The following is a 24,947-nucleotide window of genomic DNA, read 5'->3' as shown; positions in this document are numbered from 1 at the left end:
TCCTCTCCTATGCAAGATTATGTTTGATACGTTTTATTCTTGTTGGTGGCGGAAGCCGCTTTTGGGAAACAAAAGGGTCGATTTATCCCTCCGGCGGCAGCCAAACCCGTGCCAGGCTTTGGCCGCGCACGATCTTGGCGAATTGATTGGTGTAAAGACGGATCCAGTCGCTCCATTCCCCATTTGGCCATTTGACCCGCACGCGGGCCCGCTCGGCGACACCGGTGCCGAAATGGATCCAGCCCGTTTGGCCGGAGGCATGACCGCCGCCGATGGTCACTTCACGGCGCAAGGTCCGCGCCCCGATCCGAACCTCGATCCAGGCGCCTACCCCGTGGCGGTTACCGCCGTCCTGATCCAGCCGGATCTGTAACCAATTGCCCATGGGGACCGGTTTTTCGGCGGTACCGCGTCCGACGTTGCGCCAGACCTCAGCGGGCCCTTTGCGGTTGACCACCACCAGATCCGGCAGGCCATCGAGATTGAAATCGGCCACCGAGGCGCCCCGCGCCTTGGCGAAGGTGACAATTCCGGCTTCGGGGGCGGCCTCGGTGAAGCGTCCGTCCGGATGGCCGAGCAGCAAGTTATTGGGGTCCTCGGCGGCGAAATCGGGCATGGCTTCCACATTGCCCTTGGCGATGAACAAATCGGTGAAGCTGTCGTTATTGACGTCGGCAAAGGCGGCGTGCCAAGCCGTCGACGGATGTACACTGCCTCCGGCATAGGGGCGATGGGCGGTCATGCCACGCTTGCCGGCCTCGTCGCCGTAGCTGGGCTGATCGGCACCCCGGGTCAGGACCCGCAGCTTGTTATCGCCCATGGAGGTCAGGAAATAGTCCGGGTAGCCATCTTCATTGATGTCGTGAGTGGCGATGCCCATGCCCCAGATGGTCAACTTGCGCCAGCCGTCGCGGCGCGAGAAGGCCCGGGACCGACCCTTGGATGGAACGGTCCAGAGTTGCTCCTGGCCGCCCCGGTAATACTGCCGGTCGTTGGTCAGCCGAAGATCGGGATTGCCATCTTTATTCCAATCGCTGAACAGCGCCGACAAGGAACAATAGCCGGGAGCGAGAGTCTCAGGCGGGCCAAAAGCCCCATTGGCCGGACGCCAAAGGTGGTTGTCGTGACAGGTGCCGAAGGGCGAGCCCGGCTTGTCCCGGTCCACATAGTTGCCCACGGCAATGGTTGGCCAGGCGTCCCCGTTGCCCCAGCGGGCGGTGAAAGCGGTGGACCAGGCCTTGCCGCCATCAAAAGCCCAGCCATCATTGGCTTTTTCAAACCGGCAATCGCCCAGGCCGCGCAGCAGATGATTCTCGCCCACCCGCAACACCATCAAATCCTGGTGCGCATCGCCATCCACGTTCAGGGGATAGGCGCCGATGACCTGGGTCAGGTCGAGCACCGGATCACGCACGGCTTCGAAGCGCAAGGAGCCGCCCACCGCGCTGACGTTGCGGTATAGCTTGGCGGCATTGATTCCGCCCGCCATGTACATATCGGGCCGCCCGTCGGCATTGCAGTCGAAGGTGGCCAGTCCGCCACCGACAAAGAATTCCCAGCCCCCATCATAGACATGGGTGATGCCGGAGGACTTGGTTTCATTGGCATATTTCGGCGCGTCAAGAGCGCCCGCCGGGTCGGCATAAAGCAAGGCAATGGCAAGGCTCAGACGCCTGATCATGGCAATCCCCCCCCGAGTCGCAGGGATTGCAAATAGCCGATCACCCGGCGCCGATCCTGTTCCCCCAAGGCTTCATAGGCGCGCCGGGAGTCGGTGGCTTCGGCACCATGATGGATGATTGCCTCGTGCAGGGTGGTCAGATCGCCGCGATGGCCATAGGGGGCGGTGCTGCCCACACCCCACAACCGAGCGGTCAAAAATACGTCACGACTGACAAAACGCTGGCTGAGGAGTTCGTTGGCGTAGTGGGGGCGTTCATCATCGGCGATGCGATGGCGCTTGAGATCTGAAAACAGCGCCACCAAAACGCGGCCCTCGGCGTCTCGCTCAAGACCCGCGGTGACCAGGTCGATGATCACCGGCTCGGTCTCCGCGCCGCGCAGATTGCCTGCCGGGTTGAACGGATTGGGCTCGCTAAAGCGGGTCGAGTCCAGGGGCAGGGTCGGAATATGGCAGGTCGCGCAGCCGAGATCCTTCAACAGTGCCAAGCCGTCGCCGCTCGAAGCCTTTGGTGGCGGCAAAGTGGCTTGGAAAGCGACCAGCGCGGTCACGTCTCCTTCGCTCATTTCTCGAACCACACCATCCTTGTCGAAGTCCTCGCTGTCGGTATAGCGGGGGCCGAAGCGCTCCGTCGCCTGCATGCCGTGGTGGGCGTTCAACGCATTGACGGTGAACTGGCGCAAGGAGGTGAAGACACCCTTTTGACTGAAGGGCCGGACGATCAGGTCCTGGTCGATGCCCTCCAACTCGCTGAAATCGACAAAGCCGTCCGGCGCGATGGTCAGGGATCCGAAAGAAACACCTTTGGCCTTCAAGGGGATCGTTACCGGTTGCCCCGACCGACGGGCCTGTTGGGCACCGTCCAGGCGTTGGGCCCGCAATTCGCCGGTCATCTCCCGGGCCAGCAGTTCCACCAGCCCACTGCCATGCAGCGCGGGGGTGCCGCGCTCGTTGGAGAATTGCGCATCGACCGTATCGAAATCGGCGTCTTGGAAGCCCTCGGAGACAAAGGCATTGGCGACGAATTCTCCGGCTCCCCCGGCCACCGGATCATTGTGGCAGCCTCGACAGGCATTGGAATCGGCCCCCGCCGTCCGGAAGAAACGGGGCAGAACACCCGGTTCGGCGACGGTCGGCACGATGGCCCCCGTCGCCGCCGGACGCCCGGCTCCGTCCAGGGAGGAAAATTTGGCGGAAAACAGCGCACGGCCACGCGCCACCAGTTGTTCGATGGGCATGGCGGCCGCCTGGTCCCGGGTCAGGGGGGCGGTCACCACCCGCTCATCCCCGATGACCGCTGCCGTTGCAGGCAGACTGCCCATCGCCAAAATAACGAGGGCCATCCATAGGGGAGGGAGCGGAACAGGTCTCATGCCGACCTCACATAAACCGGTTGATATGGACTTCCAAAGCTTCCTGGCGGCCCGAAACTGGGTGCGGATTGATATTGGCCCGCGCCACATAGTCGGCGATATCCGCCAGATCGTACTCGCCACCTAGAATCTTCCGGGCTTCCGGCAGTTGCCATTTGGCATAACGGTCCTCAAGGGCTTGGGCCAGACCGCCTTCTTCGATCATGGCGGCGGCGGCCAACAGGGCCCGGGCGCAGGTATCCATGCCGCCCACATGGGCGATCACCAGATCCTCGGCATTGAGGGATTGGCGCCGCAGCTTGGAATCGAAGTTCGTGCCGCCGGTGGTGAAGCCGCCGCCTTGCAAGATGAAATAGTAGGCCAGTGCCATCTCTGGATGATTCATCGGGAACTGGTCGGTGTCCCAGCCGGACTGATAGTCGTTTCGGTTGGCATCGATGGAGCCAAGGAGACCCAGGGCGTTCGCGGTCTCGATTTCATGCTCGAAGCTATGCCCGGCGAGGACCGCGTGACCCACCTCGATGTTCATTTTCACCTCATTCTCAAGGCCATAGCGCTGGAGGAAACCGTAGACCGTCGCCACGTCGAAATCGTATTGATGCTTGGTGGGTTCCTGAGGCTTGGGTTCGATCAAGATGGCGCCTTGGAAGCCGATCTTGTGCTTGTATTCGACCACCAGATTGAGGAACCGGCCCATCTGATCCAATTCCTGACCCATATTGGTGTTGATCAGGGTTTCGTAGCCTTCGCGACCGCCCCACAGCACATAGTTGGCACCGCCTAGGCGATGGGTGACATCCATGGCGTTTTTGACCTGTGCCGCTGCATAGGCGAACACGTCCGGGTCCGGATTGGTGGCCGCACCGGCCATGAAGCGCCGGTTGGAAAACAGATTGGCCGTGCCCCAAAGAAGACGGGTCGGGCGGTCTCGCATCTTGTCGGCAAACAGATCGGCGATGGCATTCACGTTGGCATTGGACTCGGCCAAGGTGGTTCCCTCCGGCGCGATGTCCCGATCATGAAAGCTGAAAAAAGGCTGGCCCAGAATATCAAACAGGTCGAACGCCGCTTCGGCTTTGAGGCGGGCCAGGGCCATGGAGTCGCCCGCGCCGAACCAGGGGCGTTCAAAGGTATCGCCGCCAAACGGATCAAGGCCGGTGCCGCAGAAGGTATGCCAATAGCAGACAGCGAAGCGTAGGTGATCTTCCATGCGCTTCCCCATGACCAGGCGGTCCGGGTCGTACCAGCGGAAGGCCAGAGGGTTGTCGCTGTCGGGGCCTTCATGGACGATCTTGGGAATTTGACTGAAGTAGCTCATGCGGGCCTCCGGGCGAATTCTTCCTTGAGAAGAGGATACAGGCGGCGGAAGCGCTCTCTTTTGGGAGCCAGGGCTTCGGCCAGGGTGGGATCGGGTGTGACCGTCCGCAGGACGGCGGGCGCCGTGCAAAGAGTGATGGGATCTTCATTTGTGACCGCCAGGCGCCCAAGCCGTGCCGCGCCGAACGCGGGGCCAACTTCGCCTGAGACGTGATAGGTCAGGTGCTGATCCAGGGTAGCTGCGAGAATGTCTCCCCATAGGTCGGAGCGCGCGCCGCCGCCAATGACCGAAATGCTCTCGATGCCGGTTCCATTCACACCCAACGCGTCCTGTCCATCGGCCAGGGCAAAGGCAACGCCTTCCAATACGGCCCTGCCCAGGGTCGCCGGGCGGGTATCGTGGCTGAGGCCGAAGAACACACCTTGGGCATTGGGATCGTTGAGCGGTGTGCGCTCGCCGGAAAGATAAGGCAGAAAGACCAAATCCGAGTCAGGACCCGGGTCTCGCGCGATCTCCTCAAGGAGGGCGGCCTCGTTGTCGTGACCGGTCAGGCGGGTCACCCAAGACAGGCAGGAGGCCGCACTGAGGATGACACTCATCTGGTGCCAGGTCTCGGGCAGGCAATGGCAAAAGGCGTGGACGCCCAGGGCCGGATTGGGACTATAGGAGGCATTGGAAAGAAAGTAGACGCCGGAGGTGCCCAGAGACAGGAACGCTCGGCCCGGGGCCACGGCGCCGATGCCAATGGCCCCGGCGGCATTGTCTCCGGCACCGCCCGCGACCACCACATGAGGGCTCATGCCCCAGGTCTCGGCAATGTCGGGGCGCAACGTGCCGGACGACTGGCTGCCCTCGATCAGACGGGGCATGTGATCGCGGGTGAGACCACAGGCTGCGAGCATGGAATCCGACCAATCCCGCGCCGCCACGTCCAGCCACAAGGTCCCGGCGGCATCCGACATTTCGGAAACGGCCTCACCGGTCATGCGGAGCCGCACATAGTCCTTGGGCAGCAGTACCAGCGCGACTTTGGCGAAGATTTCCGGTTCGTGCTCGGCCACCCACAACAGTTTCGGGGCGGTGAATCCCGGCATGGCCAGGTTGCCGGTGAGGGTGCGGCTGTCGGTTACCCGGGCCTCCAGGGTCTTGCACTGATCGCCACAGCGTCCGTCATTCCACAGGATGGCCGGACGCAAAACAGTATGATCCTTGTCCAGCAAGGTTGCCCCATGCATCTGACCTGAAAGGCCGATTCCTTGGACGCCGGATATCTCCGTGGGGTGGCTGGTCCGCAGCTTGGTGACCGCCCCTTCGACCGCTGTCCACCAACCGTGAGGGTCTTGCTCTGACCATTGCGGGTGGGGGCGCTCGACCCTCAGCGGTGTGGAGGCCTCGGCGAGGATGGATTGGTCCCCATCCACCAAAACGGCCTTGACCCCCGAAGTGCCGATATCTAATCCCAAATACACCCTTCGGTTTCCTTGCTTGCCTGGCCGATAAATCGGTAATTGAGACTCGCCACATTGCAGGCCCCTTTATGATGATGGACAATTCATCAATGGTCAACTACAAAGCACATCAAAACCAATCCAACCCATCATCTATTGGTAACCCCTTGATTGTCCACATTATTCCATAAATATCAATTATGTTTATCTAATAAATGAGGCGAGTTTGATGGTATTTGATTGGTTTTGATGGATTGATTTCCGTCTCAATTCGAGGTACTGTGACTCATCATGAGCGACTCGATTGATCATTTGAAGGACCGCTGTCTTGCCCCGCGCTAAAGTGCGTCAGACCGATATTGCCCGCGAAGCCGGTGTGGGAATCGCCACCGTCGATCGGGTCTTGAATGGACGCCCTGGCGTGAGCGAGCGCACTTCGAAACGAGTCTGGGACGCCATCCATGCGCTCGAGGGGCAAGCGGGGTTCAATGGCGTGGAAATGACTCGTGGGGCGCTACGGTTCGATTTCATCCTGCCCGGCGGCCCCAATACCTTCATGTCGCTGCTCGAAGAGGGCGTCCTGGCCGCGGGTCGATCCATGGCCGAAGAAGGCGTGACCGTCTATTGCCATCGTATCGAAGGATTTGATCCGCAAGTGCTGGCCGACTCCATACGTCGGGTGGCGGCGAAATCCGACGGCCTGGCCATCGTCGCCTTGGAAAACCCCGTCGTGCGGGAAGCGGTGAACGATGTGACCGAGGCCGGGGTTCCGGTGGTCACCCTGGTTGCCAATCTGTCGGGGTCCTTGGCCATCGGATACGTGGGTTTGAACAATCGCAGCGCCGGGCGCACGGCGGGGTATCTCATGGGGCGCTTTCTCGGTTCCAGGGGCGGTCTCGTGGCGGTGGTGGAAGGCAGTCTCAATCTGTCTTACCGGGATCATCAGGAACGGGAACTGGGTTTCAGCGATGCCCTGCGCGAGCACTTTCCACAATTGGAAATACTGGGCCGCTGGGAGGCCCACGACCATTTCGAAGAGGCTCACCGGGCCACCTCGGGCATCCTGGCCGAGCACGAGGAACTGCGCGGAATCTATTGCATCGGTGCCGGAATCCGGGGCGTTGCCGATGCGGTCAAGGCGAGCGGACGGGATCTGGTGGTGATCGGGCACGATTTGCATAAATACACCCGCCCCCGGCTGATCGATGGCACCATCGACGCCATTCTCGACCAAAATCCCTATTACGAGGCGGCGGAAGCGCTGCGCCTGCTATTTGATCACCATACCCGGGGCGGCATGGTCAGCCCGGTAATGCCGCGGGTAGAGGTCATCTTGCGGGAGAACCTGCCGTGAACCCGGTGCGCTGGGGCATTCTGAGCTCGGCGAAAATTGGCCTGGAGCAGGTTATCCCGGCCATGGCGCGCAGTCCCCTTTGCACCGTCGCGGCCATTGCCTCGCGGGATGGGGCCAAGGTGAAAAAGGCCGCGGCGGACCTAGGAATCGCCAGAGCCTATGACAGCTACGAAGCCTTGCTCGATGATCCGGACATCGAAGCGATCTATAATCCCCTGCCTAACCACCTGCATGTTCCTTGGTCCATCAAGGCGGCGGAAAAAGGCAAGCACGTGCTTTGCGAGAAGCCCTTATCTCTGAGCGTTGCCGAGGCCGAAGAGTTACTGGCGGTTCGCGACCGGGCGGGGGTGCTCATCGGCGAAGCCTTCATGGTCCGTCATCATCCGCAATGGCATCGGGTGCGGGATCTGCTTCGGTCGGGCAAGATCGGTGACCTGCGCGCTATTCAGGCGCTGTTCTCCTTTTACAATGATGATGGTCGGGACATCCGCAACCGACCGGACACGGGCGGCGGCGCGCTCTATGACATCGGTGTCTATCCGGTGGTGATCTCGCGCTATCTGTTTGGTCTGGAGCCGGTGCGGGTGATCGCGACCGCCGAGGTCGATCCGGTTTTCGGCACCGACAGACTGGCCAGCGTCCTATTGGATTTCGGCATCGGCCAAGTCTCATTCACCATATCCACCCAGGCGTTGCCCCATCAGCGGGTTCAGGTGTTGGGCACCACCGGACGGATCGAAGTGGAGATTCCGTTTAATGCCCCATCGGAGCAAAGGACGCGGATATTCGTGGATTCAACCGGGGCCCGGGATGGATCATCGGCCACCGAACAATGGATTGCCGAGACCGATCAGTATCGGCTGCAAGGTGAAGATTTCTCCCGCTGCATTCGCTCCAAGGAGCCCCTTGAATTCCCGCTGGAAGACGGCTTGGCCAATATGCGGGTCATCGAGGCGTTGTTCCAGTCGATCCGCACGGATCGCTGGGTGGCTGTCGCTTAGCGCGTGTCGGGTCCGATCGGACCCGTTGGACCCGCGCGACTTTATTGGAATCGATCACGATGTGATCTAGCAGGCTGCTTCTGTAATCGAGTCATTTGAGTCAAGCTGATTTCCAAGCCGTCGGTTTGAACCTGGGGTATGTGGCGCCCTTTGCTTCTGTCCGCGGTCGACGTCGTCGCCGCATGATGGGGATCAAGGGGGATCGGGTGCAGCAATCTGAAAAGCGTGGTCTTACGCCACTGCAGCCTGCGCGCTGTCATCCGAGCCCCGCGCGTCGCCACGCGTCCTGGCCGCCCTTCAGGCGATCTCGGTTTTCGTTGTGTTTAGATGGCGGTCTCCTCCTTGCGGTACTGGAAGTCCGTGCCGTCGATCCACATGCGATGCATGATTACGGCGAGACGCCGGGCAACGGCTACCTTGGCGCGTTTCATCCCGCGCCTTTTGGCGACCGCGAGCCCCCAGTGTTTGAGCCAGGACCAACGGCGGGTTCGAGTGAGAAGTGCATTGGCGGCCTCGAACAAAAGCCAACGAACCATGGCATCTCCGCACTTGCTGATGGGGCCGCTTCGGTCCTGCTCTCCCGAGGCGTATCTGCGTGGGACAAGCCCGAAGTGGGCGCCGACCATGACCGACTTTTGAAACCGTTCCGGCACGTCGAGTCCTGTCCTGAAAGCGAGGGCGGTAACCGGGCCGACGCCGGGAACGGTCATCAGGCGCCGGCAAACGCTATCATCGCGCGCAGCGGCATGAACCTGCCGGTCGAGCTTGTCGAGTTGTTCGAGCAAGGCTTGGCGCGCAAGCAAGAGCGGCTCGGCGGCTGCGCTGAGGTGCGGGTTATCAGCCGTCAATTCCCGAACCCGCGCCGCGAAAAGGCGTCCGCGCGCCATACCGACCTTGAGGCCGAAAGCTTTCAATGTTCCTCGTACCGTATTGGACAACTGACGGACCTGATGAACCAGGGTCTCCCGATGGGTCAGCACCATCCGGAGCTCCTGACTGCGCGCGGTCTTGACGTGGGTCGCGCGGTACAAACCGGTCCGCATCGCCTGGCTGATCAAGCGGGCGTCGCGACGGTCCGTCTTGACTGGGCTGGCGCTGGCAAAGGCCTTCATTTGCCGGGTCTCGATACAAATCACAGGGAGGCCCCGACTGGACAGTCCTGCGTACAGCCAAGGCGCCAGAGGGCCAGCTTCCAACCCAATTCGCGCAAAGCCACGCCCGCTTTCCTCGAGCCAAGTGGCGACCGCCTCGGGTGTGCTTGACACCTTGCCTTCGCGAATGACGGTTCCCTTTGCATCAATCTCACAGATCGAAATGCTTGCCATCGATACGTCCATTCCAACAAAATACTCCATAGCTGGTCTCCTCTGTTCCATGTCCAGGAATTGACCCGGATACTTGATCAAGACCGAGTGTGGAGACCAGCTGACTGTCTAGGCAATCCCTGACTGCTCGATTACCGCCATCTGAAAAAGTCCGATTTCGAGCCTGTGGCGACACATGCTTCGACAAGCTCAGCATGAGGGCCTTTGAATTTTCAACATGTTCGCCTCACCCTGAGCTTCCTCATCCCGAGCTTGTCGAGGGACGAAGGGTGAGGCGGGCCGTAGGACAACTCTTTTTCAGCAGCCTGCTAGATCAATCCGAGTCCGCGACGTCCAACTCTCCCGGTTCGTCTTCTTCGATATCCCGCTCAGGATCCCAACCGGCCTTCTTGGCCCGTTCAACGGCTTCCGCTTGGATACGGTCGAACCGTTCGCGCTGTTCCGGGGATAGATTGTCCACGCGAAATCCAACATCGACCCAACTCTGGTTGACCTTGTCCCACAAGGTTTGGATCCCTTGAACCATCCATCCTTCGCAGGTTTCGGATTCGGGGATGTGGCCGAACACCCAGCCATCCCGGATGATCTTGCCGGTATCGGTCATGCCGCCGAACATGTCGTTATAGATACCGACGTACTTTTTCGGAGGAATTTGTCTCATGGTCGTTGGTTCCGTTTCCTAATCAGCCTCGCGCAACATCTGGTCCAGGGCAAACTTGACCTTTTCCAGAACGCGCGGGCGCACCGCCGAGGCGGCGAAGTGGTAATAGTTCAGTTTGCAGGGGATCGGCAGATGCAGCGAGTTCCGTTGTTTGTCCTCGATTTCCACCCAGGCCAGCACTGGGCAGTCGTAGCGGATGGCATCGACACAGACCCAGTAGTGGTCGGTGAGGATCATCTCCATCTGCTTGAGACCGAGTCCCTCCAACCGGATCGGACCGCCCCAGCGGTTGCGGGCCCGGCGCCAGAGATTGAAGACGTCCGCTTCAATGCGGTCGTCGCGCTGGGCCATGATGGGCATGTCCGCCAGCCGGGCGTCCATATCCACGTCCATGGCACGTTCCTCTCTTTTTGGCCGTCGGGTCAACCGGTCAGCGCGGCGAACACGGCAGGCAGCCGCTCCGGTAGTTTCTCCACATTATCCACGATGGAATAGCGGTTTTCACCAAAAATACGCGACACGTACTGATCGGCCTGCGGATCCAGGGTCAGGCAGTAGGTGTGAATCCCTTGCATGGCCAGGTCTTCCACGGCTTTTTTGGCGTCGTGGCGGAGGTATTGCGGGTCCCGCTCGTCGATGTCCGCCGGCTCGCCATCGGTGACCAGCAGCACCAGACGTTTCTGTGCCGCCTGTTGGGTCAAGTGGAATCCGGCATGACGCAAGGCGGTGCCCATGCGGGTGGACAGGCCCCCCTTCATTCCGGCCAGACGAGACTTGGATTCGTCGTCATAGGGCTGATCGAAGTCCTTGAACCGGTAGTACTGAACATCGTGCCGACCGTCGGAGGCAAAGCCATGCACGGCAAAGGGATCGCCGATGCTGTCGATGGCCCAGGCCAGCAGCCCGGCGGATTCCCGGGTCAAAGAGAGGATGGTCGGACGGTCGTCCTCCTGACCTTCCTCCGGTTCTGGCAGGTCCTGGTCGATGGCCTCGTTGGTTGATTCGGACAGATCGAGCAACAGAACCACCGCCAGATCGCGGATATGGCGGGTGATGCGGATATTGATCCGTGGATCGGGCATGGTGCCCCGGCGGATATCGATCATTGCCCGCACGGCGGCGTTCAAGTCCAATTCCTCGCCTTCCTCGTAGCCTCGTCGGCGAACGACCCCTTGCGGCTGTAGGGCGTCGATCAAATGGCGAATCTGCGAGGCAATGGGCCGGTGCTTGACCAGAATGTCATCCATGACTTCCGGATCGCCGACCCCTTGGCGACGCTCAATGACCGTCGACCAGTCGGGACGGTGCAACTGAATATGATAGTCCCATTCGTCGTAGTGGAAGGGCTCGGATATCGGCTCTTTGCCCTCCATGTCGTTCCACGACACGGTCGCCTCGCCGGCGTCCTCGTAGGGGAACAACTCGGTCCCCAGCACCCAGATCTCCTGGGCATCGTCGCCAGCCGTCTCGCAGTCGATCTCGTTGATGAATTCCATCAGGTTGACCTGCTTGCGCACCTGGCCTTGGGTGGCCGGGATATAGTCGACCCCCTGCTCTTGCCACAGCACTTCGTCGAAATCCCAGATATATCGGTTATCATCTCGGTAGGGGATGGGGAAATCGCTCACGGCGCGCACCGAAGGCACGCCATCGCGCACCATCAGGTGATAGAAGTCCATGCCGGCGTCCCAGCTGATCTGGTTGTCTTCGGCCCGCTCGGCCAGAGCGGTCCTGAAGGCGGCGGCCTGCTGGTTGACCTCGTCGATGGGATCCGAATAGGTGTCGTCCATCAGCGCGCGGGCCATGCGAACCATCAGGTCCATGGCCGAATGAAGCTTTTGCTCTTCCTCGCCCTCTTGCCTTTCACCGCGGAAGAACTGCAACCACAGCTTCTGCAGGCCGGGGAAGTCCTGACAGGCCAGGTATTCCACCCGCGCGTCCTCGAACAGGTCGATGCACTTCATGTGGGTGGCGGTCAACTGTTCGGCGGACAGATTCTCGGTGGTATAGATCAGATGAGCCGCGCAATGGGCAGCGGCAGCGCGATAGATCTCGATGCCCCGCACCCCATGATAGTCATCAAAGGCATCAGGCAGATGCAGGAACCAGTTCTCGATGTACGGCTGCAGACCCTTGCGGGTTTCATAGTCTCCGGCGGTCGGCTTCATGAAGAAGGCCCGGCCCCATAGGGCGCGCAGGTAGAAGTTCAGCTTGCGCTGGTGCTCGACGAACAGAGTCCCGCGCCGCTCCCGCTGCAAAACTGCCTTGGAGGATTCGCTCTCCAGACTGAAGTAGGCCATCTGCCCATCCAGGTCGCGCTGGTGAGCCTGGGCACCCCACATGGCCCAGCGGCGCAAACCGCCAAGGGTCAGTTTGGTCAGCAGCTCATCCAGATTTTCCATCATCGGACGGAGTCCGCGCGGCGATTTGCCGGCCAGTTGATGGATAAGCTTCAGGTAGTTTCGGAACACCTCCGCATCACCCATGCGCTGCGCCGCCAATGGCAGGTTCTGCAGCATCAGGACAATTACCGTGGCCGATGTGTGGGAAGCGAGCCCCATCAAGGAGTGGATCACATCGGTGATGATGTCCTCGCCCACTTCCTTGACCACCAGCGGCATCTCCTGGATATAGGAGAGCAGCAGGTCCTCGCCGCGACCGAGGCTGCACATGGCCTCGACCCCCTTGAGGTAGTGGTCGAGTCCCTGCGGCGACATGATCCGCGCCGCTTCGTGGTACGTGGCCTCAAGCGCCTCCAGATGCGGATGGTCATCCGGGAGGCAGGACAGGTATTCCGTGAATTCTACCCGGCTCATGAGGGTATCCCCCTCTGGCTTAGAAGTAGGTGTTGACGGCGGCGTCCAGGGTGTCGCGCATGTCCGGATCGTCGGTCAGCGGACGCACCAGCGCCATTTTGCAGGCGTCGGCGGGGGCGATGCCCTTGCCAATCAGGTTGGCCGCGTAGACCAGCAGACGGGTGGACATGCCTTCGTCCAGGCCGTGGCCCTTCAGGTTGCGGGAGCGATGGGCCACCTGCACCAGCTTGTCGGCGACGCCCGCGTCCACGTCGGCCTCGTGGGCGATGATCTCGGCCTCTGTCTCGGACTCCGGATAATCGAAGTCGAGGGCCGCGAAGCGCTGCTTGGTGGATTGCTTCAGGTCCTTCATCAGGCTCTGGTAGCCCGGATTGTAGGAAATGACGATCTGGAAGTCCGGGTGAGCGGTGACCAGTTCACCCTTCTTCTCCAGCGGCAGCACCCGACGGTGGTCGGTCAGCGGGTGGATCACCACGGTGGTGTCCTGACGGGCTTCCACCACTTCGTCCAGGTAGCAGATGGCGCCGATGCGGGCGGCCACGGTCAGCGGACCGTCCTGCCATTTGGTACCGTTGATATCGAGCAGGTAGCGACCGACCAGGTCGGAGGCCGTCATGTCCTCGTTACAGGCCACGGTGATCAAGGGCTTCTTCAGCCGCCAGGCCATGTGCTCCACAAAACGCGATTTACCGCAACCGGTCGGACCCTTGAGCATCACCGGCATGCGGGCGTCGTAGGCGGCTTCGTACATGGCCACTTCATCGGTGACGGCCCGATAATAGGGTTCGTCGGTGATCAGGTATTGGTCCCGGTCAACGGTGGCATCGATGGTGTCAGGCATGGTCGGCTCCTCCCTGCTGGGCGTAATATCTTGGAAAGACGCAAATAAAAAAGAGTCTAATGGAATAAATAGGGTGGAGTTGAAAGAGGCGGTCGGGGGCTCCCCCGACCGCCGCTTCAATCACAAAGGCCGTTAGACCTTGATCTCACCGCGATGGATGACCATCGAGGCGCCCTGGGACTGGGCATAGTTGTCGTAGCCGATCAGGCGCACATGGTTGTTCGGGTGCGCTTTGCGGCAGGCTTCCACCTCGGCCAGGATGCGGTCCACGTCGGTCTCGCCGAACATGGGCAGCTTCCACATGTACCAGAAGTTCTGGAAAGCGTTCTCCGGTTCGCAGTGCTCCACGGCCGGGTTCCAGCCTTTGGAACAGATGTAGGCGATCTGCTTGCGGGTCTGCTCTTCATTCATCTCCGGCAGGTAGGAGAAGGTTTCGAACTTCCGGCTCTTCGCATCGGAAAGGCTGGAAGCATAGTCTTGTACGTCACTCATCTTATTGAGCTCCTAATGTCTTGGTTCAGTATCGAATATCGTCTTGGCGGGGCGCTTACTTGTGCGACACGTCCAGCTTGTCAACGGTATCGAACTCGAACTTGATTTCTTTCCAGGTTTCCATGGCAGCCTTCAGCTCGGGGCTGGACTTGGCGGCGTTGGTCAGAATGTCCTTGCCTTCCTTTTCCAGCTCGCGGCCTTCGTTGCGGGCCTGGACACAAGCTTCGACGGCCACGCGGTTGGCAGCAGCGCCAGCGGCGTTGCCCCACGGGTGACCCAGGGTGCCGCCACCGAACTGCAGCACGGAGTCGTCGCCGAAGATGTTAACCAGCGCCGGCATGTGCCAGACGTGGATACCACCGGAAGCCACGGGCAGAACACCCGGCATGGCGCCCCAGTCCTGGTCGAACATGATACCGCGCGACCGGTCTTCCTTGATAAAGGAGTCACGCATCAGGTCGATCCAGCCGAGGGTGGCTTCGCGGTCGCCTTCCAGCTTACCGACAACGGTACCGGAGTGCAGGTGATCACCACCGGACAGGCGCAGGGCCTTGGTCAGCACGCGGAAGTGGATGCCGTGACGCGGGTTACGGTCGAGCACGGCGTGCATGGCACGGTGAATGTGCAGCAGCATGCCGTTGTCGCGGCACCACTGGGCCAGACCGGTGTTGGCGGTGAAGCCGCCGGTCAGGTAGTCGTGCATGATGATCGGTGCGCCCAGTTCCTTGGCGTACTCGGCTCGCTTGTACATCTCTTCCGGGGTCGGCGCGGTAACGTTCAGGTAGTGACCCTTGCGCTCACCGGTCTCGGCCTCGGCCTTGTGGATGGCCTCGACCACATAGTCGAAACGCTCACGCCAGCGCATGAAGGGCTGGGAGTTGACGTTTTCGTCATCCTTGGTGAAGTCCAGACCGCCACGCAGGCCTTCGTAGCAGGCGCGACCGTAGTTTTTGGCGGACAGGCCGAGCTTCGGCTTAATGGTGCAGCCCAGCATCGGACGACCGTACTTGTTCATCTTGTCACGCTCGGACTGGATGCCATGGGGCGGACCATTACAGGTCATCACGTAGGCGAGCGGGAAGCGCACGTCCTCAAGGCGCAGCGAACGCACGGCCTTGAAGCCGAAGACGTTACCGACCAGGGAGGTGAACACGTTCACCACGGAGCCTTCCTCAAACAGGTCGATCGGGTAGGCGATGAAAGCGTAGAAGGCGTCTTCGTCGCCCGGCACGTCTTCAATGGCGTAGGCACGACCCTTGTAGTAGTCCAGGTCAGTCAAAAGGTCGGTCCACACGGTGGTCCAGGTGCCGGTGGAGGACTCGGCCGCCACGGCTGCGGCAGCTTCTTCACGCGGCACCCCTGCCTGCGGAACGATCTTGAAGCACGCCAGGATATCGGATTCGGCCGGGGTGTAATCCGGCATCCAGTATGTTTCGCGGTACTCTTTCACACCCGCGCTGTAAGTTTTGGCCATCTTGAGTTTTCCTCTCTGTTACGCGATCGATGCAATCGGACGAAGCCCAACTCCCCCCTATCAGTCTTGTCGTCTTTGATGGGATGCCGGCTGTCTGACGGCGAAATTTCTATCAAAAAAATTTGAGGGAATATAATAAAACGTTTAGAATATATCATAAGCCTACCTTATGAATTAGAGGCAGATACCAAGAGCGGACCATGCGATTTACACTTAAGCAATTGCTTCTGTTTGAAGCGGTAGCTCGGCTTGGCAGCGTCACTCGAGCAGCAAGCGAAGCAAACATCACTCAGCCTGGGGTTACCTTCCAACTCAAGAATCTCGAAGAGGCCATTGGTCTGACTTTATTGGAAAAAGTCGGGCGAAACATAGAGTTGACAGAGGCAGGCAGATGGCTGTTGGAACCGACCCGAGAAGTCATCGAGAAATTGGAGTTGTTCGAGGCCGAGGCGGATTCGCTCAAAGGGACGCCAAGAGGTCGGCTGACCATTTCCACCGTGACCACGGTCGACTACTTTTCCCCTTTCATCCTCAGGTGTTTCTGCGAGCGGTTTCCCGAGGTCAATGTCGCGATGAGTGTCGCCAATCGCGAGGATCTGTTGAGGGAACTCGTAGAAAGCAAGGTCGACATGGCAATCATGGGACAGCCGCCAGAAACCAAGAAGCTTTCCGCCAATGCCTTCCTCGACAATCCTATTGTTATCGTTTCCTTACCCGATCACCCGCTTGCAAACGAAAAGGACATCGACATCACCCGCCTCGCCGATGAGGTTTTTCTCATGCGCGAAAAGGGTTCGGGCACCCGCGGAGCGATGCTCCGCTTTTTCTCTGAACACGAGATCAAGGTCAAAACATCCCTTGAAATGAGTGGGGCCGAGTCGCTCAAGCAAGGGGTGTTGGCGGGACTCGGCTTGGCCATGATTTCCCGGGACGCGGTGATGCTGGAGGTCAAGACAGGGCGTCTGGTCGAATTGGATATCCCTGGCCTACCTATTCTCAGGCAGTGGTATTTGGTTCATCGCGCGACCAAAACCCTCCGCCCTCCGGCACAGGCGTTCAAGGATTTCGTATTGAACGAAGGAGCTGCCCTGGTCGAAGAAAGTCGCTGAACGGATGATCGAATTTGGCGGCGCTTTCCGAACACATATAGAGCCATGGGCGTTGCCCCATCAGCTGATTTCCGCATGAAAGAGAGGCGCCCATGACGCCCGCCACTTGGTTGCCGAACACAACGAGATGGAAAATCGTCTTCTTTGCCATTTTTGGGATTGGCGCATTTGGCCTTTATACGGAGAGCGACTGGCTGGTTTTATTCTGGATCGCATTGCCGTTTTTATCGCCGAGATTGCTTGGCATACTCCTCGGATGACGTTCAATCGGAAAGGCTACGATAGGGCGTGCTGGTCAGGGTTTCGATGAGTTCGGTTCCTGCCCCATGGGCGGCAACGTCGTGAAAGCCATCACCATCCGCCTCATTCAAAAACGTCTCGATGTATCGGGCTCTTTGCAGTTGCTCCATATTCAGCCACAGGGTTGGGCCGGGCATTGCAGTTGCCTCCCTTTTCGCACATGGAACGCGAAACCGAATGCTTTCGCCTAGTTTGAGGGTCTCCCCTGCATTTCGAAACAGACGCCGCACCACACCGGAAACGACACACCTCCCTTTACGCGCATTCAGAACGTCGAGCCAGCGCTCTCTTTCCATGGGATCCCATGACGCCATGGCGGAGGGAAGCCCCTCCCCGGATTGCAGGGCATCTAAAACCGGTATGAGTTTCGCGGGGACTTGCTTGGGTTCCGCCTTTGCCATGCGGAGTAGCTCTTCCCGTTTTACCTCATGGTCAGGCCGGGTCACTGACAACACCTGAACCTGAAGGTGGAATTCCGCATCTTCCATGAGGCGGCTGTAGGAGTCTGGCGACAGCATGCCAAACACGAGACCGGGCGCCAATGCTGCGATCATCGTCAAAGCCAAAAGGGACAGTTTCGAAACGCTTTTCATTGCCCCACCTTGCCAAGACTCGATTTGCAACATCACCCCGGACAATCAATGGCCTGCCTTTGCGACAGCACCTGTCCGTCATCAAAACTTTTGGGCCCGTTGATCGCCTGATTTAACGGAGGATCCGGCTCACCTTTGTCAATTTTAGGCTGCTTGCCGCTGATGGTTCAAGCGGTGGTTTCTGATGGTGAGTTGCAGAACATTTGAGGCGGCAAATAAAACGGTGATTTTTGACTTGATGCCTTTCGCTGCCGCTTCGAACGACGCGACGACACCGGTGTCTCATATACCTTTAGACCGTGCCACGAACCTTCTGGTAGACCGTGCCACGAACCTTCTGGTAGAACCGCTTTTCTGACGCCCGGATATCCCGGATGCGTTCGAGCAGTTCGTCGAAGTAGTCCCAGCCTCCTGGGTTCTTCAGGCGGTCGTCGTTCATGACGAAGCCCTTGACCAGATATTCGTCGAGTGTCGTTGTCGCCCATTGGCGGAACTGGGTACCCCGTGGGGAGCGGACCCGGTATCCGACCGCCAGGATCATGTCGAGATTGTAGTGGGCGACGGTTCGGCGAACCTGCCGCTCACCTTCGGTTTGAACTATTGAGTATTCCTCAATAGTTGCTTCGGAGACCTCACCATCCGCCAGTATGCCCTTGATATGTTTGTTGACGTTGGAAACCGTGGTTTGGAAAAGCTCAGCCATTTCCATCTGCGACATCCAGACGGTGCCGTCCTTCTCGGTCAGTTGAAATTGAGCCGCTCCATCCTCGGTGCGGTAGATGATGATTTCACCTTCGGACATTCGTTGGTCCTTGTTGAACTATCCAATTCCTGATGAATGAAGTTACCAGACCGCAAGCCCATGGCCGACAGAATTCATCAATCTTCCATCAGCATGAGCATATCAATTTATATCACTAGGTGGTCGTGCAGGAATCGCCGAACGTCCTCCGGCAGTCGGATTTTGAAGTGCCAGCGACCGTCTCGCTGGATGAGATTTTTGGGCATGAAATAGCCCCTTTGTGTGACGAAATTGTGTGACAATTTCGCCCTTAAGGAGGAAAAAAGTCAATTAAAATAAAGGGGTTAATGGCCTAGAAGGTTCTGGCGGAGAGGGGGGGATTCGAACCCCCGGTACCCCTTATCGAAGTACGACGGTTTAGCAAACCGCTGGTTTCAGCCACTCACCCACCTCTCCGCGGGCGACAGGCCCTTTGACGGGGCCCAGCCGTCCCCGGGTTTTAATGGCCGGGAGCGGGGCTGTCAATGTGGGGTTTATTCGGCGGGGGTCTTTTTGGGAGCGGCCTTTTTCGCCGGGGCTTTTTTGGCCGCAGGCTTCTTCTTGGCGGCGGGTTTCCCTGCCGCCGTCTTTTTGGCTGGAGCCTTCTTGGCCGCCGGTTTCTTGGCTGTCTTACCGCCCTTGCCCGATTTGGCGGCGATCAGCTCCACCGCCCGTTCCAAGGTGATGTCGTTGTCGCGCTCTTCCTTGGGAATGGTCGCCATGACCCGGCCATGCTGCACATAGGGACCCCAACGGCCACTGCGCTGGGTGACCGGCTTGCCGTCCTTGGGGTGCTTGCCCAGTTCCTTCGGCGGATCCTTGCGCGGGGCATTGGCCAACAGTTCCACCGCCCGGTTCATGCCGACGGTCAGCACGTCGTCTTCCTTCAACGACACATAGGTGCCGCCGAGTTTGATATAGGGACCGAAGCGGCCCAGGCCGGCCATGATCTTGTCGCCGGTTTCCGGGTGAATGCCGATTTCCCGGGGCAACGCCAGCAAGCCAAGGGCCTTGTCCAGATCCACCTGGTCGGCGGGCAGGCCCTTGGGCAGCGAGGCGCGCTTGGGCTTGGTGGCTTTCTTGCCGGTGCCCTCGGCCTCGCCCAATTGCACGTAAAGCCCATAGGGGCCCTGGCGCAGGGTAACCATGAGCTCGGTCTGTGGATCGACGCCTAACTCCCGTGTCTCGATATTGCCGTTGCCGTCGCCATTCTCGCCGTTGCCGTTGGCCACTTCCAGGCGCTTGGTGAAACGGCAATCGGGATAGTTGGAGCAGCCGATGAAGGCGCCGTACTTGCCCAGCTTCAGGTTCATGCGCCCGTCATCGCATTTGGGGCAGGCGCGCGGATCGCTGCCGTCCTCGGGGGTCGGGAAGAAATGCGGGCCCAGGGCGGCGTCCAGGGCGTCGAGCACGTCCTTGACCCGCAGTTCCTTGGTCTCGCCGACCTTCAGGTTGAAGGCCCCCCAGAAGTCATGCAGCACGGTCCGCCAAGCGATGCGCCCGCCGGAGATATCGTCGAGCTGTTCCTCCAGCCCGGCGGTGAAATCGTAGGCCACGTAGCGGGTGAAGAATTCCGACAGGAACGAGGTGACCAGACGGCCTCGGTCCTCGGGCACGAAACGTTTCTTTTCCAGCTTCACGTAATCGCGGTCCTGCAAGACCGAAATGATGCTGGCATAGGTGGAAGGGCGGCCGATGCCCAGCTCTTCCATCTTCTTGACCAGGCTGGCTTCGGTGTAGCGTGGCGGCGGCTGGGTGAAATGCTGCTCCGGCGTGGTTTCCTTCAGCGCCATGGCCTCGCCTTCGTTGACCTGGGGCAGGCGTTTCTCGCTCTTTTCATCCTCCACATCGTCGCGGCCTTCCTGATAAAGCTTCAGGAAGCCGTCAAAGGCCACCACGGAGCCGGTGGCGCGCAACACGGCCCGACCGCCCGCGTCGGCGATGTCGGCGCCCACCTGGTCCATCAGGGCGCTGGCCATCTGACAGGCCACGGTGCGCTTCCAGACCAGCTCATAGAGCTTGAACTGCTCGTCAGAGAGCAGCCTGCTCACCTCCTTCGGGGTGCGGGCCACATCGGTGGGGCGGATGGCCTCGTGGGCCTCCTGGGCGTTCTTGGCCTTGGTCTTGTAGATGCGAGGTTCCTTGGGCAGGTATTGCCCGCCGTAGCTGCCGCCGATCAGGTCTCGGGTGGCGGCCACGGCTTCCTTGGCCATGTTCACGGCGTCCGTCCGCATATAAGTAATAAGACCAACCGTCTCGCCACCAATATCGACGCCTTCGTAGAGCCGCTGCGCCACCTGCATGGTGCGCTTGGCGCCAAAGCCCAGCTTGCGCGAGGCTTCCTGTTGCAGGGTCGAGGTGGTGAAGGGCGGTGGCGGATTGCGGCGGCCCTGTTTGCGCTCCACCTTGGTGACCGAGAAGGAGCCTGCCTGAATGGCGGCGACAGCGGCCTGGGCGGCGGCTTCGTCTTTCAGGTCCATCTTGTCGAGCTTGGTACCGTCCAATTGGCTCAACTGGGCGGTCACCAAGCCGCCCGAGGGCGTGCCGAAATCGGCCTGAACGGACCAGTATTCCCGTGGCTTGAAAATCTCGATCTCGGCTTCGCGCTCGCAGATCAGGCGTAGGGCCACCGATTGCACACGACCGGCGGAACGGGAGCCCGGCAACTTGCGCCACAGCACCGGCGACAGATTGAAGCCGACCAGATAGTCCAAGGCCCGGCGCGCCATGTAGGCATCAATCAATTCATGATCCAGGTCGCGGGGATTGGCCATGGCGTCGAGCACGGCGGTCTTGGTGATCTCGTTGAACACCACCCGTTTGACCGCGACCCCCTTGAGAGCCTTTTTCTGTTCCAGAACTTCTTGAACGTGCCAGGAGATAGCCTCGCCTTCACGATCCGGATCCGTGGCCAGGTACAGGTGATCGGCGCCCTTGACGGCGGAAAGGATCTCCTTGACGTGCTTGGACGACTTGCCGTCCAGCTCCCAGTCCATGGCGAAGTCCTCGTCCGGCCGCACCGAGCCGTCCTTGGCCGGGAGGTCGCGAATATGCCCATAGGAGGCCAGGACCGTATAGTCGGATCCCAGGTACTTGTTGATGGTCTTGGCCTTGGCCGGAGATTCGACGACGACGACGTTCATATATAAAGCCTACTCACCCGTCATGGATCAGGGAAACCCGGTTGCCCGGGTGACGCTCCAGGCGACTGGACAGTTCCAGTTCCAGGAGCACCGTGGCAACCACGGCGGGGGAGAATTGGCACCGTCTGATGATTTCGTCAACACTCACGGGCGATGGACCCAAAGAATTTGTAATCAGGTCGCGAGCGGAATCTCGGTCTTCGGGGGCCGGAACCGGCGCCAATTCGGTCGGCGAAACGGCGCTGGGAAAGGATTGGCGGGGTTCTTTCAGCGACGCCGAGCCGCTGGTTTTGACCTGATCAAGAATCTCGTCGGCGGTTTCCACCAAGACCGCCCCTTGGCGCAACAGGTCGTTGGTTCCGTGGCTGCGCGGGTCCAACGGCGAACCGGGAACCGAGAACACTTCTCGGCCCTGGTCCAGGGCCAGGCGGGCGGTGATCAAGGAGCCGGACCGTGGCGCCGCCTCGACCACCAACACGCCTCGGGACATGCCGGAGATCAACCGGTTGCGGCTGGGAAAGTGGCGGGCCTGAGGCACGGTGCCGGGCGGAGACTCGGCGATCAACGCTCCCATGTCGCGGATCCGGGCATAAAGCTCTTTGTTTTGCTTCGGATAGATATGGTCGACCCCGCCGGCCAGCACGGCGACCGTGCCCGTGGCCAAGGCGCCGCGATGGGCGGCGGCATCAATGCCCCGGGCCATTCCCGACACCACCAGCAGCCCCCCCTGTCCCAGATCGCGACTCAGTCGTTCGGCCAGATGGCAGCCATTGACCGAGGCATTTCGGGCACCCACCACCGCCACGGCCTTTTTACGCAGCAGATGGGCATGGCCAAGCAGATAGATCAGCGGCGGGGCATCTTCGGTCTGCGCCAGCAGAGGGGGATAATCCGGCTCCACGGCGGCAATCAGGCGGGCGCCCATGGCCCGGGCCGCCTCGATTTCCTTCTCGGCCTGGGCTCGGGAGGCAACCTTCAGCTTCTTGCGCCCACCACGCCGGGCTAGATCCGGCAGGGCGTCCAGGGCTGCCCGGGCGCTGCCGAACTGTTGCAGCAGTCCGTGAAAAGTGATCGGTCCCACGTTCTCGCTGCGAATCAGCCGCAGCCAGTCGAGCTTCTCCGAGACCGGTAGGTTTAAAGTTTTTTCATCCATGATCCAAGGTAGTGTCATGGTGAGCGAGTCGTCAATCTATATAAACGAGACTTGGTGTATAGTTCATAAATTAGAGATTGTATTTGTTTGGACTGCTTGCTGATCCCATGAGAGGGGCGGTGCCGGGATCATCGGCCAGACAGGCGGCGACAAACCATAAGGACCCCAGGTATTCCGTTGAAAAGGGTGCTACAGGGTCGGTTCGGACGCGCCGGGACCGGCCACGGGCAGCACAACGGTTATGGTTGTGCCCATGCCAATTCTTGAAAAAAGCTCGACCCGTCCGTCATGATCCTCGACGATCCGTTTGACGATGGCCAGGCCCAGTCCGGTGCCTTTGGTACGGGTGGTGAAGAAGGGTTCGAACAACTGCGGGCGGATGTCGTTGGGGATGCCCGCACCCTGATCGGCGACGTCGATGCGCACTTCCGGTCCATCGGCGCCGGGGACCAGTTGGCCGGAGATAATGACCTCTCCGCCCTCCGATTGCGCGTCCAGGGCGTTGTCGACCAAATTCTGGAACACCTGGATCATCTTGGTCCGATCACAGCGCACCCGGGGCAGGGTTTCCAGATTGCGGGTGACGAAGGAGCCGCCCTTTTCCGCCGCCAGGGGCAGCAAGGTCACGGTGGCGGTCTGCACGATTTCCGCCATTTCGTGCCAGTCGGCGCGGGGCGCCTCGGAACGGGCGAAGGAAAGCAGGTCTTGCAGGATGTCTTCCATGTAGCTGACCTGACGCAGCGAAATATCATATTTTTGCGCCTGTGAATGGTCGCCGGGATCGCCATCCTGTTCGAGGATCTGCAAATTCATCTTCACCGAGGAAAGAGCGTTGCGCAGGTCATGGGCAACCATCGCCGACATGCGCCCCAAGGCGGCCAGTTCCTTGGTGCGCGCACTATCTTTCAGGGCCGTGACCATGGCGTCGAAGTCTTGGGCCAAGATGCCGATCTCGTCATTTCCGCCGGTGGGGACGGGAACGCCGTGTTCCCCGGAGGCAATGCGGTTGGCGGCCTCGGTGAGAACCCGGATCGGCCGGGTAATATAGGCCGTCACCGCACCCAAAGCGGCAGCCAGCAGGCCGCAGATGATGACCATCATGATTTGGAAGTGGCGCTGCATCAGGTCGCCCTCGCCATGGAGGATGGCCTGGGGCACAATGACCCCGAGCGCCAAAGTGCGGTCGGGCCCGAAGGCAAGATCACCGGTCAGAAAGATTTTTTGCAGGGCGATGATCGAGGTATCGGTGGCGAACTTTACCGCCGCCGGACGATCAACGCTCTGCATCCAGCGATTCCATTGTGGCACCAGGCGGTATTCCCCGGGTAGCCGGTTCTCGTGCCCGAACTCGAAGCCAAAGGTCAGGCTGTTATCCGGGTGGTAGAGATAGTCCCCCTGTTCGTTGGTGACCACAAGAATGCCGCCTTCTTCGGGGGAGGCGATTTCATCAAGCAGGGTATTGAGGTCCAGATTGATGACCAGGATGCCGACCACCGTGCCGCCGGTGCTGGCCACCGGCGTGGCGATGCGCACCACCGGCTGATGGGGGACGACAATCTTGCCTTCCTCGCGGTTGAGGTCTACCGCCGAGACGAACAATTCGCCCGGTGGCATATCGATGGTTTCCTTGAAGTAATAGCGGTTGGATTTATCCTGAAGCCGGTCTTCGGTCACCACGTCGATGATGCCGCCCACTTGATTGACGCGCACCAGTTCCTTGCCCTCGCGGCAGATGAGCCGCACTTGGGTATAGGCCGGTTTTTCACGCAGCAGGGTCATGAACGTGGCCTGCATCTCGCCGATGATAGCCAGCCGTCCGGCTTCCGACTGTGTGGCGGGCAACTCGCGCGCCGCATAGGTGGAGGCCAGCAACAAGGTATCGGACATGGCGTCGCGGAAATGGTTTTCCAACACCTTGGCCTCGCGTCCGGCATGGCCCTGGACGCTGGACAGGGTATGGTCGATCAAAATACCGACAATACGGTCAACCGTATGGGCGCCGACCAAAGACAAAGTGAGGGCGGCGATCAGAAACGTGAAGGTAAAAATCTTCCAAGAGAGTTTCATGGCGTCCCCGGACCGGA

General features: G+C 60.2%; 19 protein-coding genes, 1 tRNA gene and 1 pseudogene. 4 read left to right on the top strand and 17 right to left on the bottom strand.

The annotated features are described in order from the left end of the window. Nucleotides 1-82 precede the first annotated feature (82 nt). From MGMAQ_RS15690 to xylB, 4 genes are read right to left on the bottom strand one after another with little or no spacing between them, the layout of a single operon-like run. Nucleotides 83-1,681 (bottom strand): CRTAC1 family protein, encoded by a 1,599-nt coding sequence (locus tag MGMAQ_RS15690; protein ID WP_046022289.1) that lies wholly within the window; start codon nt 1,679-1,681, stop codon nt 83-85. Then, nucleotides 1,678-3,024, bottom strand: a complete 1,347-nt coding sequence (locus tag MGMAQ_RS15685) for a di-heme oxidoredictase family protein (RefSeq protein ID WP_052716458.1) — start codon at nt 3,022-3,024, stop codon at nt 1,678-1,680. The genes MGMAQ_RS15690 and MGMAQ_RS15685 overlap by 4 nt, the downstream gene beginning before the upstream one ends. 37 nt (nt 3,025-3,061) lie before the next feature. After that, complete coding sequence (gene xylA, locus MGMAQ_RS15680; protein WP_046022288.1) at nt 3,062-4,372, bottom strand: xylose isomerase; 1,311 nt, start codon at nt 4,370-4,372, stop codon at nt 3,062-3,064. After that, nucleotides 4,369-5,841 (bottom strand): xylulokinase, encoded by a 1,473-nt coding sequence (xylB, locus tag MGMAQ_RS15675; RefSeq protein WP_046022287.1) that lies wholly within the window; start codon nt 5,839-5,841, stop codon nt 4,369-4,371. Before xylB ends, xylA begins: the two co-directional genes overlap by 4 nt. 307 nt (nt 5,842-6,148) lie before the next feature. Between xylB and MGMAQ_RS15670 the strand changes: the two genes are divergently transcribed. Together MGMAQ_RS15670 and MGMAQ_RS15665 are read left to right on the top strand one after the other, a co-directional pair. After that, nucleotides 6,149-7,174, top strand: a complete 1,026-nt coding sequence (locus MGMAQ_RS15670; protein WP_046022286.1) for a LacI family DNA-binding transcriptional regulator — start codon at nt 6,149-6,151, stop codon at nt 7,172-7,174. After that, nucleotides 7,171-8,175 (top strand): Gfo/Idh/MocA family protein, encoded by a 1,005-nt coding sequence (locus tag MGMAQ_RS15665; RefSeq protein ID WP_046022285.1) that lies wholly within the window; start codon nt 7,171-7,173, stop codon nt 8,173-8,175. Before MGMAQ_RS15670 ends, MGMAQ_RS15665 begins: the two co-directional genes overlap by 4 nt. A gap of 323 nt (nt 8,176-8,498) precedes the next feature. On the opposite strand, the gene MGMAQ_RS15660 is transcribed toward MGMAQ_RS15665, so the two are convergent. The 7 genes from MGMAQ_RS15660 to MGMAQ_RS15630 form a co-directional block, all read right to left on the bottom strand. Further along, nucleotides 8,499-9,530 carry an IS110 family transposase gene (locus MGMAQ_RS15660; RefSeq protein WP_046020119.1) on the bottom strand — a complete coding sequence of 344 codons (1,032 nt, stop codon included), beginning with the start codon at nt 9,528-9,530 and terminating at the stop codon, nt 8,499-8,501. Between the two features lie 283 nt (nt 9,531-9,813). Beyond that, nucleotides 9,814-10,161: a hypothetical protein gene (locus MGMAQ_RS15655; RefSeq protein ID WP_046022284.1), complete on the bottom strand. Its 348-nt coding sequence runs from the start codon at nt 10,159-10,161 to the stop codon at nt 9,814-9,816. Nucleotides 10,162-10,179: 18 nt separating this feature from the next. Beyond that, the gene (locus MGMAQ_RS15650; RefSeq protein WP_052716456.1) at nt 10,180-10,554 is read right to left on the bottom strand and encodes a hypothetical protein; all 375 of its coding nucleotides are present in this window, start codon (nt 10,552-10,554) and stop codon (nt 10,180-10,182) included. Between the two features lie 29 nt (nt 10,555-10,583). Beyond that, a complete protein-coding gene (locus tag MGMAQ_RS15645) occupies nt 10,584-12,977 on the bottom strand; it encodes a nitric oxide reductase activation protein NorD (RefSeq protein ID WP_046022283.1) in 2,394 nt (797 codons plus the stop codon). Nucleotides 12,978-12,996: 19 nt separating this feature from the next. After that, nucleotides 12,997-13,818 carry a CbbQ/NirQ/NorQ/GpvN family protein gene (locus MGMAQ_RS15640; protein WP_046022282.1) on the bottom strand — a complete coding sequence of 274 codons (822 nt, stop codon included), beginning with the start codon at nt 13,816-13,818 and terminating at the stop codon, nt 12,997-12,999. A 132-nt stretch (nt 13,819-13,950) separates the two neighbouring features. Then, nucleotides 13,951-14,310 (bottom strand): ribulose bisphosphate carboxylase small subunit, encoded by a 360-nt coding sequence (locus tag MGMAQ_RS15635; RefSeq protein WP_046022281.1) that lies wholly within the window; start codon nt 14,308-14,310, stop codon nt 13,951-13,953. A gap of 55 nt (nt 14,311-14,365) precedes the next feature. After that, complete coding sequence (locus MGMAQ_RS15630; RefSeq protein ID WP_046022280.1) at nt 14,366-15,784, bottom strand: form I ribulose bisphosphate carboxylase large subunit; 1,419 nt, start codon at nt 15,782-15,784, stop codon at nt 14,366-14,368. A 200-nt stretch (nt 15,785-15,984) separates the two neighbouring features. Here MGMAQ_RS15630 and MGMAQ_RS21605 point away from each other — a divergent pair. After that, a pseudogene (locus tag MGMAQ_RS21605) lies at nt 15,985-16,164 on the top strand (LysR family transcriptional regulator); the annotation flags it as partial. Nucleotides 16,165-16,218: 54 nt separating this feature from the next. After that, the gene (locus MGMAQ_RS15625) at nt 16,219-16,893 is read left to right on the top strand and encodes a LysR substrate-binding domain-containing protein (protein WP_252508643.1); all 675 of its coding nucleotides are present in this window, start codon (nt 16,219-16,221) and stop codon (nt 16,891-16,893) included. Between the two features lie 263 nt (nt 16,894-17,156). Here MGMAQ_RS15625 and MGMAQ_RS15620 read toward each other — a convergent pair whose 3' ends face one another. The 6 genes from MGMAQ_RS15620 to MGMAQ_RS19835 all read right to left on the bottom strand — a co-directional run bounded on the left by MGMAQ_RS15620 (nt 17,157) and on the right by MGMAQ_RS19835 (nt 24,930). After that, nucleotides 17,157-17,786 (bottom strand): hypothetical protein, encoded by a 630-nt coding sequence (locus MGMAQ_RS15620; protein ID WP_148560990.1) that lies wholly within the window; start codon nt 17,784-17,786, stop codon nt 17,157-17,159. Nucleotides 17,787-18,078: 292 nt separating this feature from the next. Next, entirely contained in the window at nt 18,079-18,588 is a 510-nt protein-coding gene (locus tag MGMAQ_RS15615; protein ID WP_082085479.1) for a virulence RhuM family protein, read from the bottom strand. Between the two features lie 303 nt (nt 18,589-18,891). Beyond that, a tRNA-Ser gene (locus tag MGMAQ_RS15610) sits at nt 18,892-18,984 on the bottom strand. Between the two features lie 77 nt (nt 18,985-19,061). Then, nucleotides 19,062-21,710: a type I DNA topoisomerase gene (topA, locus tag MGMAQ_RS15605; RefSeq protein WP_046022277.1), complete on the bottom strand. Its 2,649-nt coding sequence runs from the start codon at nt 21,708-21,710 to the stop codon at nt 19,062-19,064. A 13-nt stretch (nt 21,711-21,723) separates the two neighbouring features. After that, nucleotides 21,724-22,863 carry a DNA-processing protein DprA gene (dprA, locus tag MGMAQ_RS15600; RefSeq protein ID WP_046022276.1) on the bottom strand — a complete coding sequence of 380 codons (1,140 nt, stop codon included), beginning with the start codon at nt 22,861-22,863 and terminating at the stop codon, nt 21,724-21,726. A gap of 189 nt (nt 22,864-23,052) precedes the next feature. Continuing rightward, on the bottom strand, nt 23,053-24,930 hold the full coding sequence (locus MGMAQ_RS19835; protein ID WP_052716455.1) for a sensor histidine kinase: 1,878 nt from the start codon (nt 24,928-24,930) through the stop codon (nt 23,053-23,055). Nucleotides 24,931-24,947 lie beyond the last annotated feature (17 nt).

This window comes from Magnetospira sp. QH-2 (assembly GCF_000968135.1).
Taxonomy (GTDB): Bacteria; Pseudomonadota; Alphaproteobacteria; order Rhodospirillales; family Magnetospiraceae; genus Magnetospira.
This window is presented reverse-complemented; position numbering and strand designations above follow the sequence as displayed.

What these genes read in the sequence shown, in the direction of transcription:
- dprA (WP_046022276.1), bottom strand. Translation starts at nt 22,863, where the DNA reads ATGGATGAAAAAACTTTAAACCTACCGGTCTCGGAGAAGCTCGACTGG.
- MGMAQ_RS15635 (WP_046022281.1), bottom strand. Translation starts at nt 14,310, where the DNA reads ATGAGTGACGTACAAGACTATGCTTCCAGCCTTTCCGATGCGAAGAGC.
- MGMAQ_RS15645 (WP_046022283.1), bottom strand. Translation starts at nt 12,977, where the DNA reads ATGAGCCGGGTAGAATTCACGGAATACCTGTCCTGCCTCCCGGATGAC.
- xylA (WP_046022288.1), bottom strand. Translation starts at nt 4,372, where the DNA reads ATGAGCTACTTCAGTCAAATTCCCAAGATCGTCCATGAAGGCCCCGAC.
- MGMAQ_RS15660 (WP_046020119.1), bottom strand. Translation starts at nt 9,530, where the DNA reads ATGGAGTATTTTGTTGGAATGGACGTATCGATGGCAAGCATTTCGATC.
- MGMAQ_RS15620 (WP_148560990.1), bottom strand. Translation starts at nt 17,786, where the DNA reads ATGAAAAGCGTTTCGAAACTGTCCCTTTTGGCTTTGACGATGATCGCA.
- MGMAQ_RS15650 (WP_052716456.1), bottom strand. Translation starts at nt 10,554, where the DNA reads ATGGACGTGGATATGGACGCCCGGCTGGCGGACATGCCCATCATGGCC.
- topA (WP_046022277.1), bottom strand. Translation starts at nt 21,710, where the DNA reads ATGAACGTCGTCGTCGTCGAATCTCCGGCCAAGGCCAAGACCATCAAC.
- MGMAQ_RS15685 (WP_052716458.1), bottom strand. Translation starts at nt 3,024, where the DNA reads ATGGCCCTCGTTATTTTGGCGATGGGCAGTCTGCCTGCAACGGCAGCG.
- MGMAQ_RS15640 (WP_046022282.1), bottom strand. Translation starts at nt 13,818, where the DNA reads ATGCCTGACACCATCGATGCCACCGTTGACCGGGACCAATACCTGATC.
- MGMAQ_RS19835 (WP_052716455.1), bottom strand. Translation starts at nt 24,930, where the DNA reads ATGAAACTCTCTTGGAAGATTTTTACCTTCACGTTTCTGATCGCCGCC.
- MGMAQ_RS15615 (WP_082085479.1), bottom strand. Translation starts at nt 18,588, where the DNA reads ATGTCCGAAGGTGAAATCATCATCTACCGCACCGAGGATGGAGCGGCT.
- MGMAQ_RS15690 (WP_046022289.1), bottom strand. Translation starts at nt 1,681, where the DNA reads ATGATCAGGCGTCTGAGCCTTGCCATTGCCTTGCTTTATGCCGACCCG.
- MGMAQ_RS15655 (WP_046022284.1), bottom strand. Translation starts at nt 10,161, where the DNA reads ATGAGACAAATTCCTCCGAAAAAGTACGTCGGTATCTATAACGACATG.
- MGMAQ_RS15630 (WP_046022280.1), bottom strand. Translation starts at nt 15,784, where the DNA reads ATGGCCAAAACTTACAGCGCGGGTGTGAAAGAGTACCGCGAAACATAC.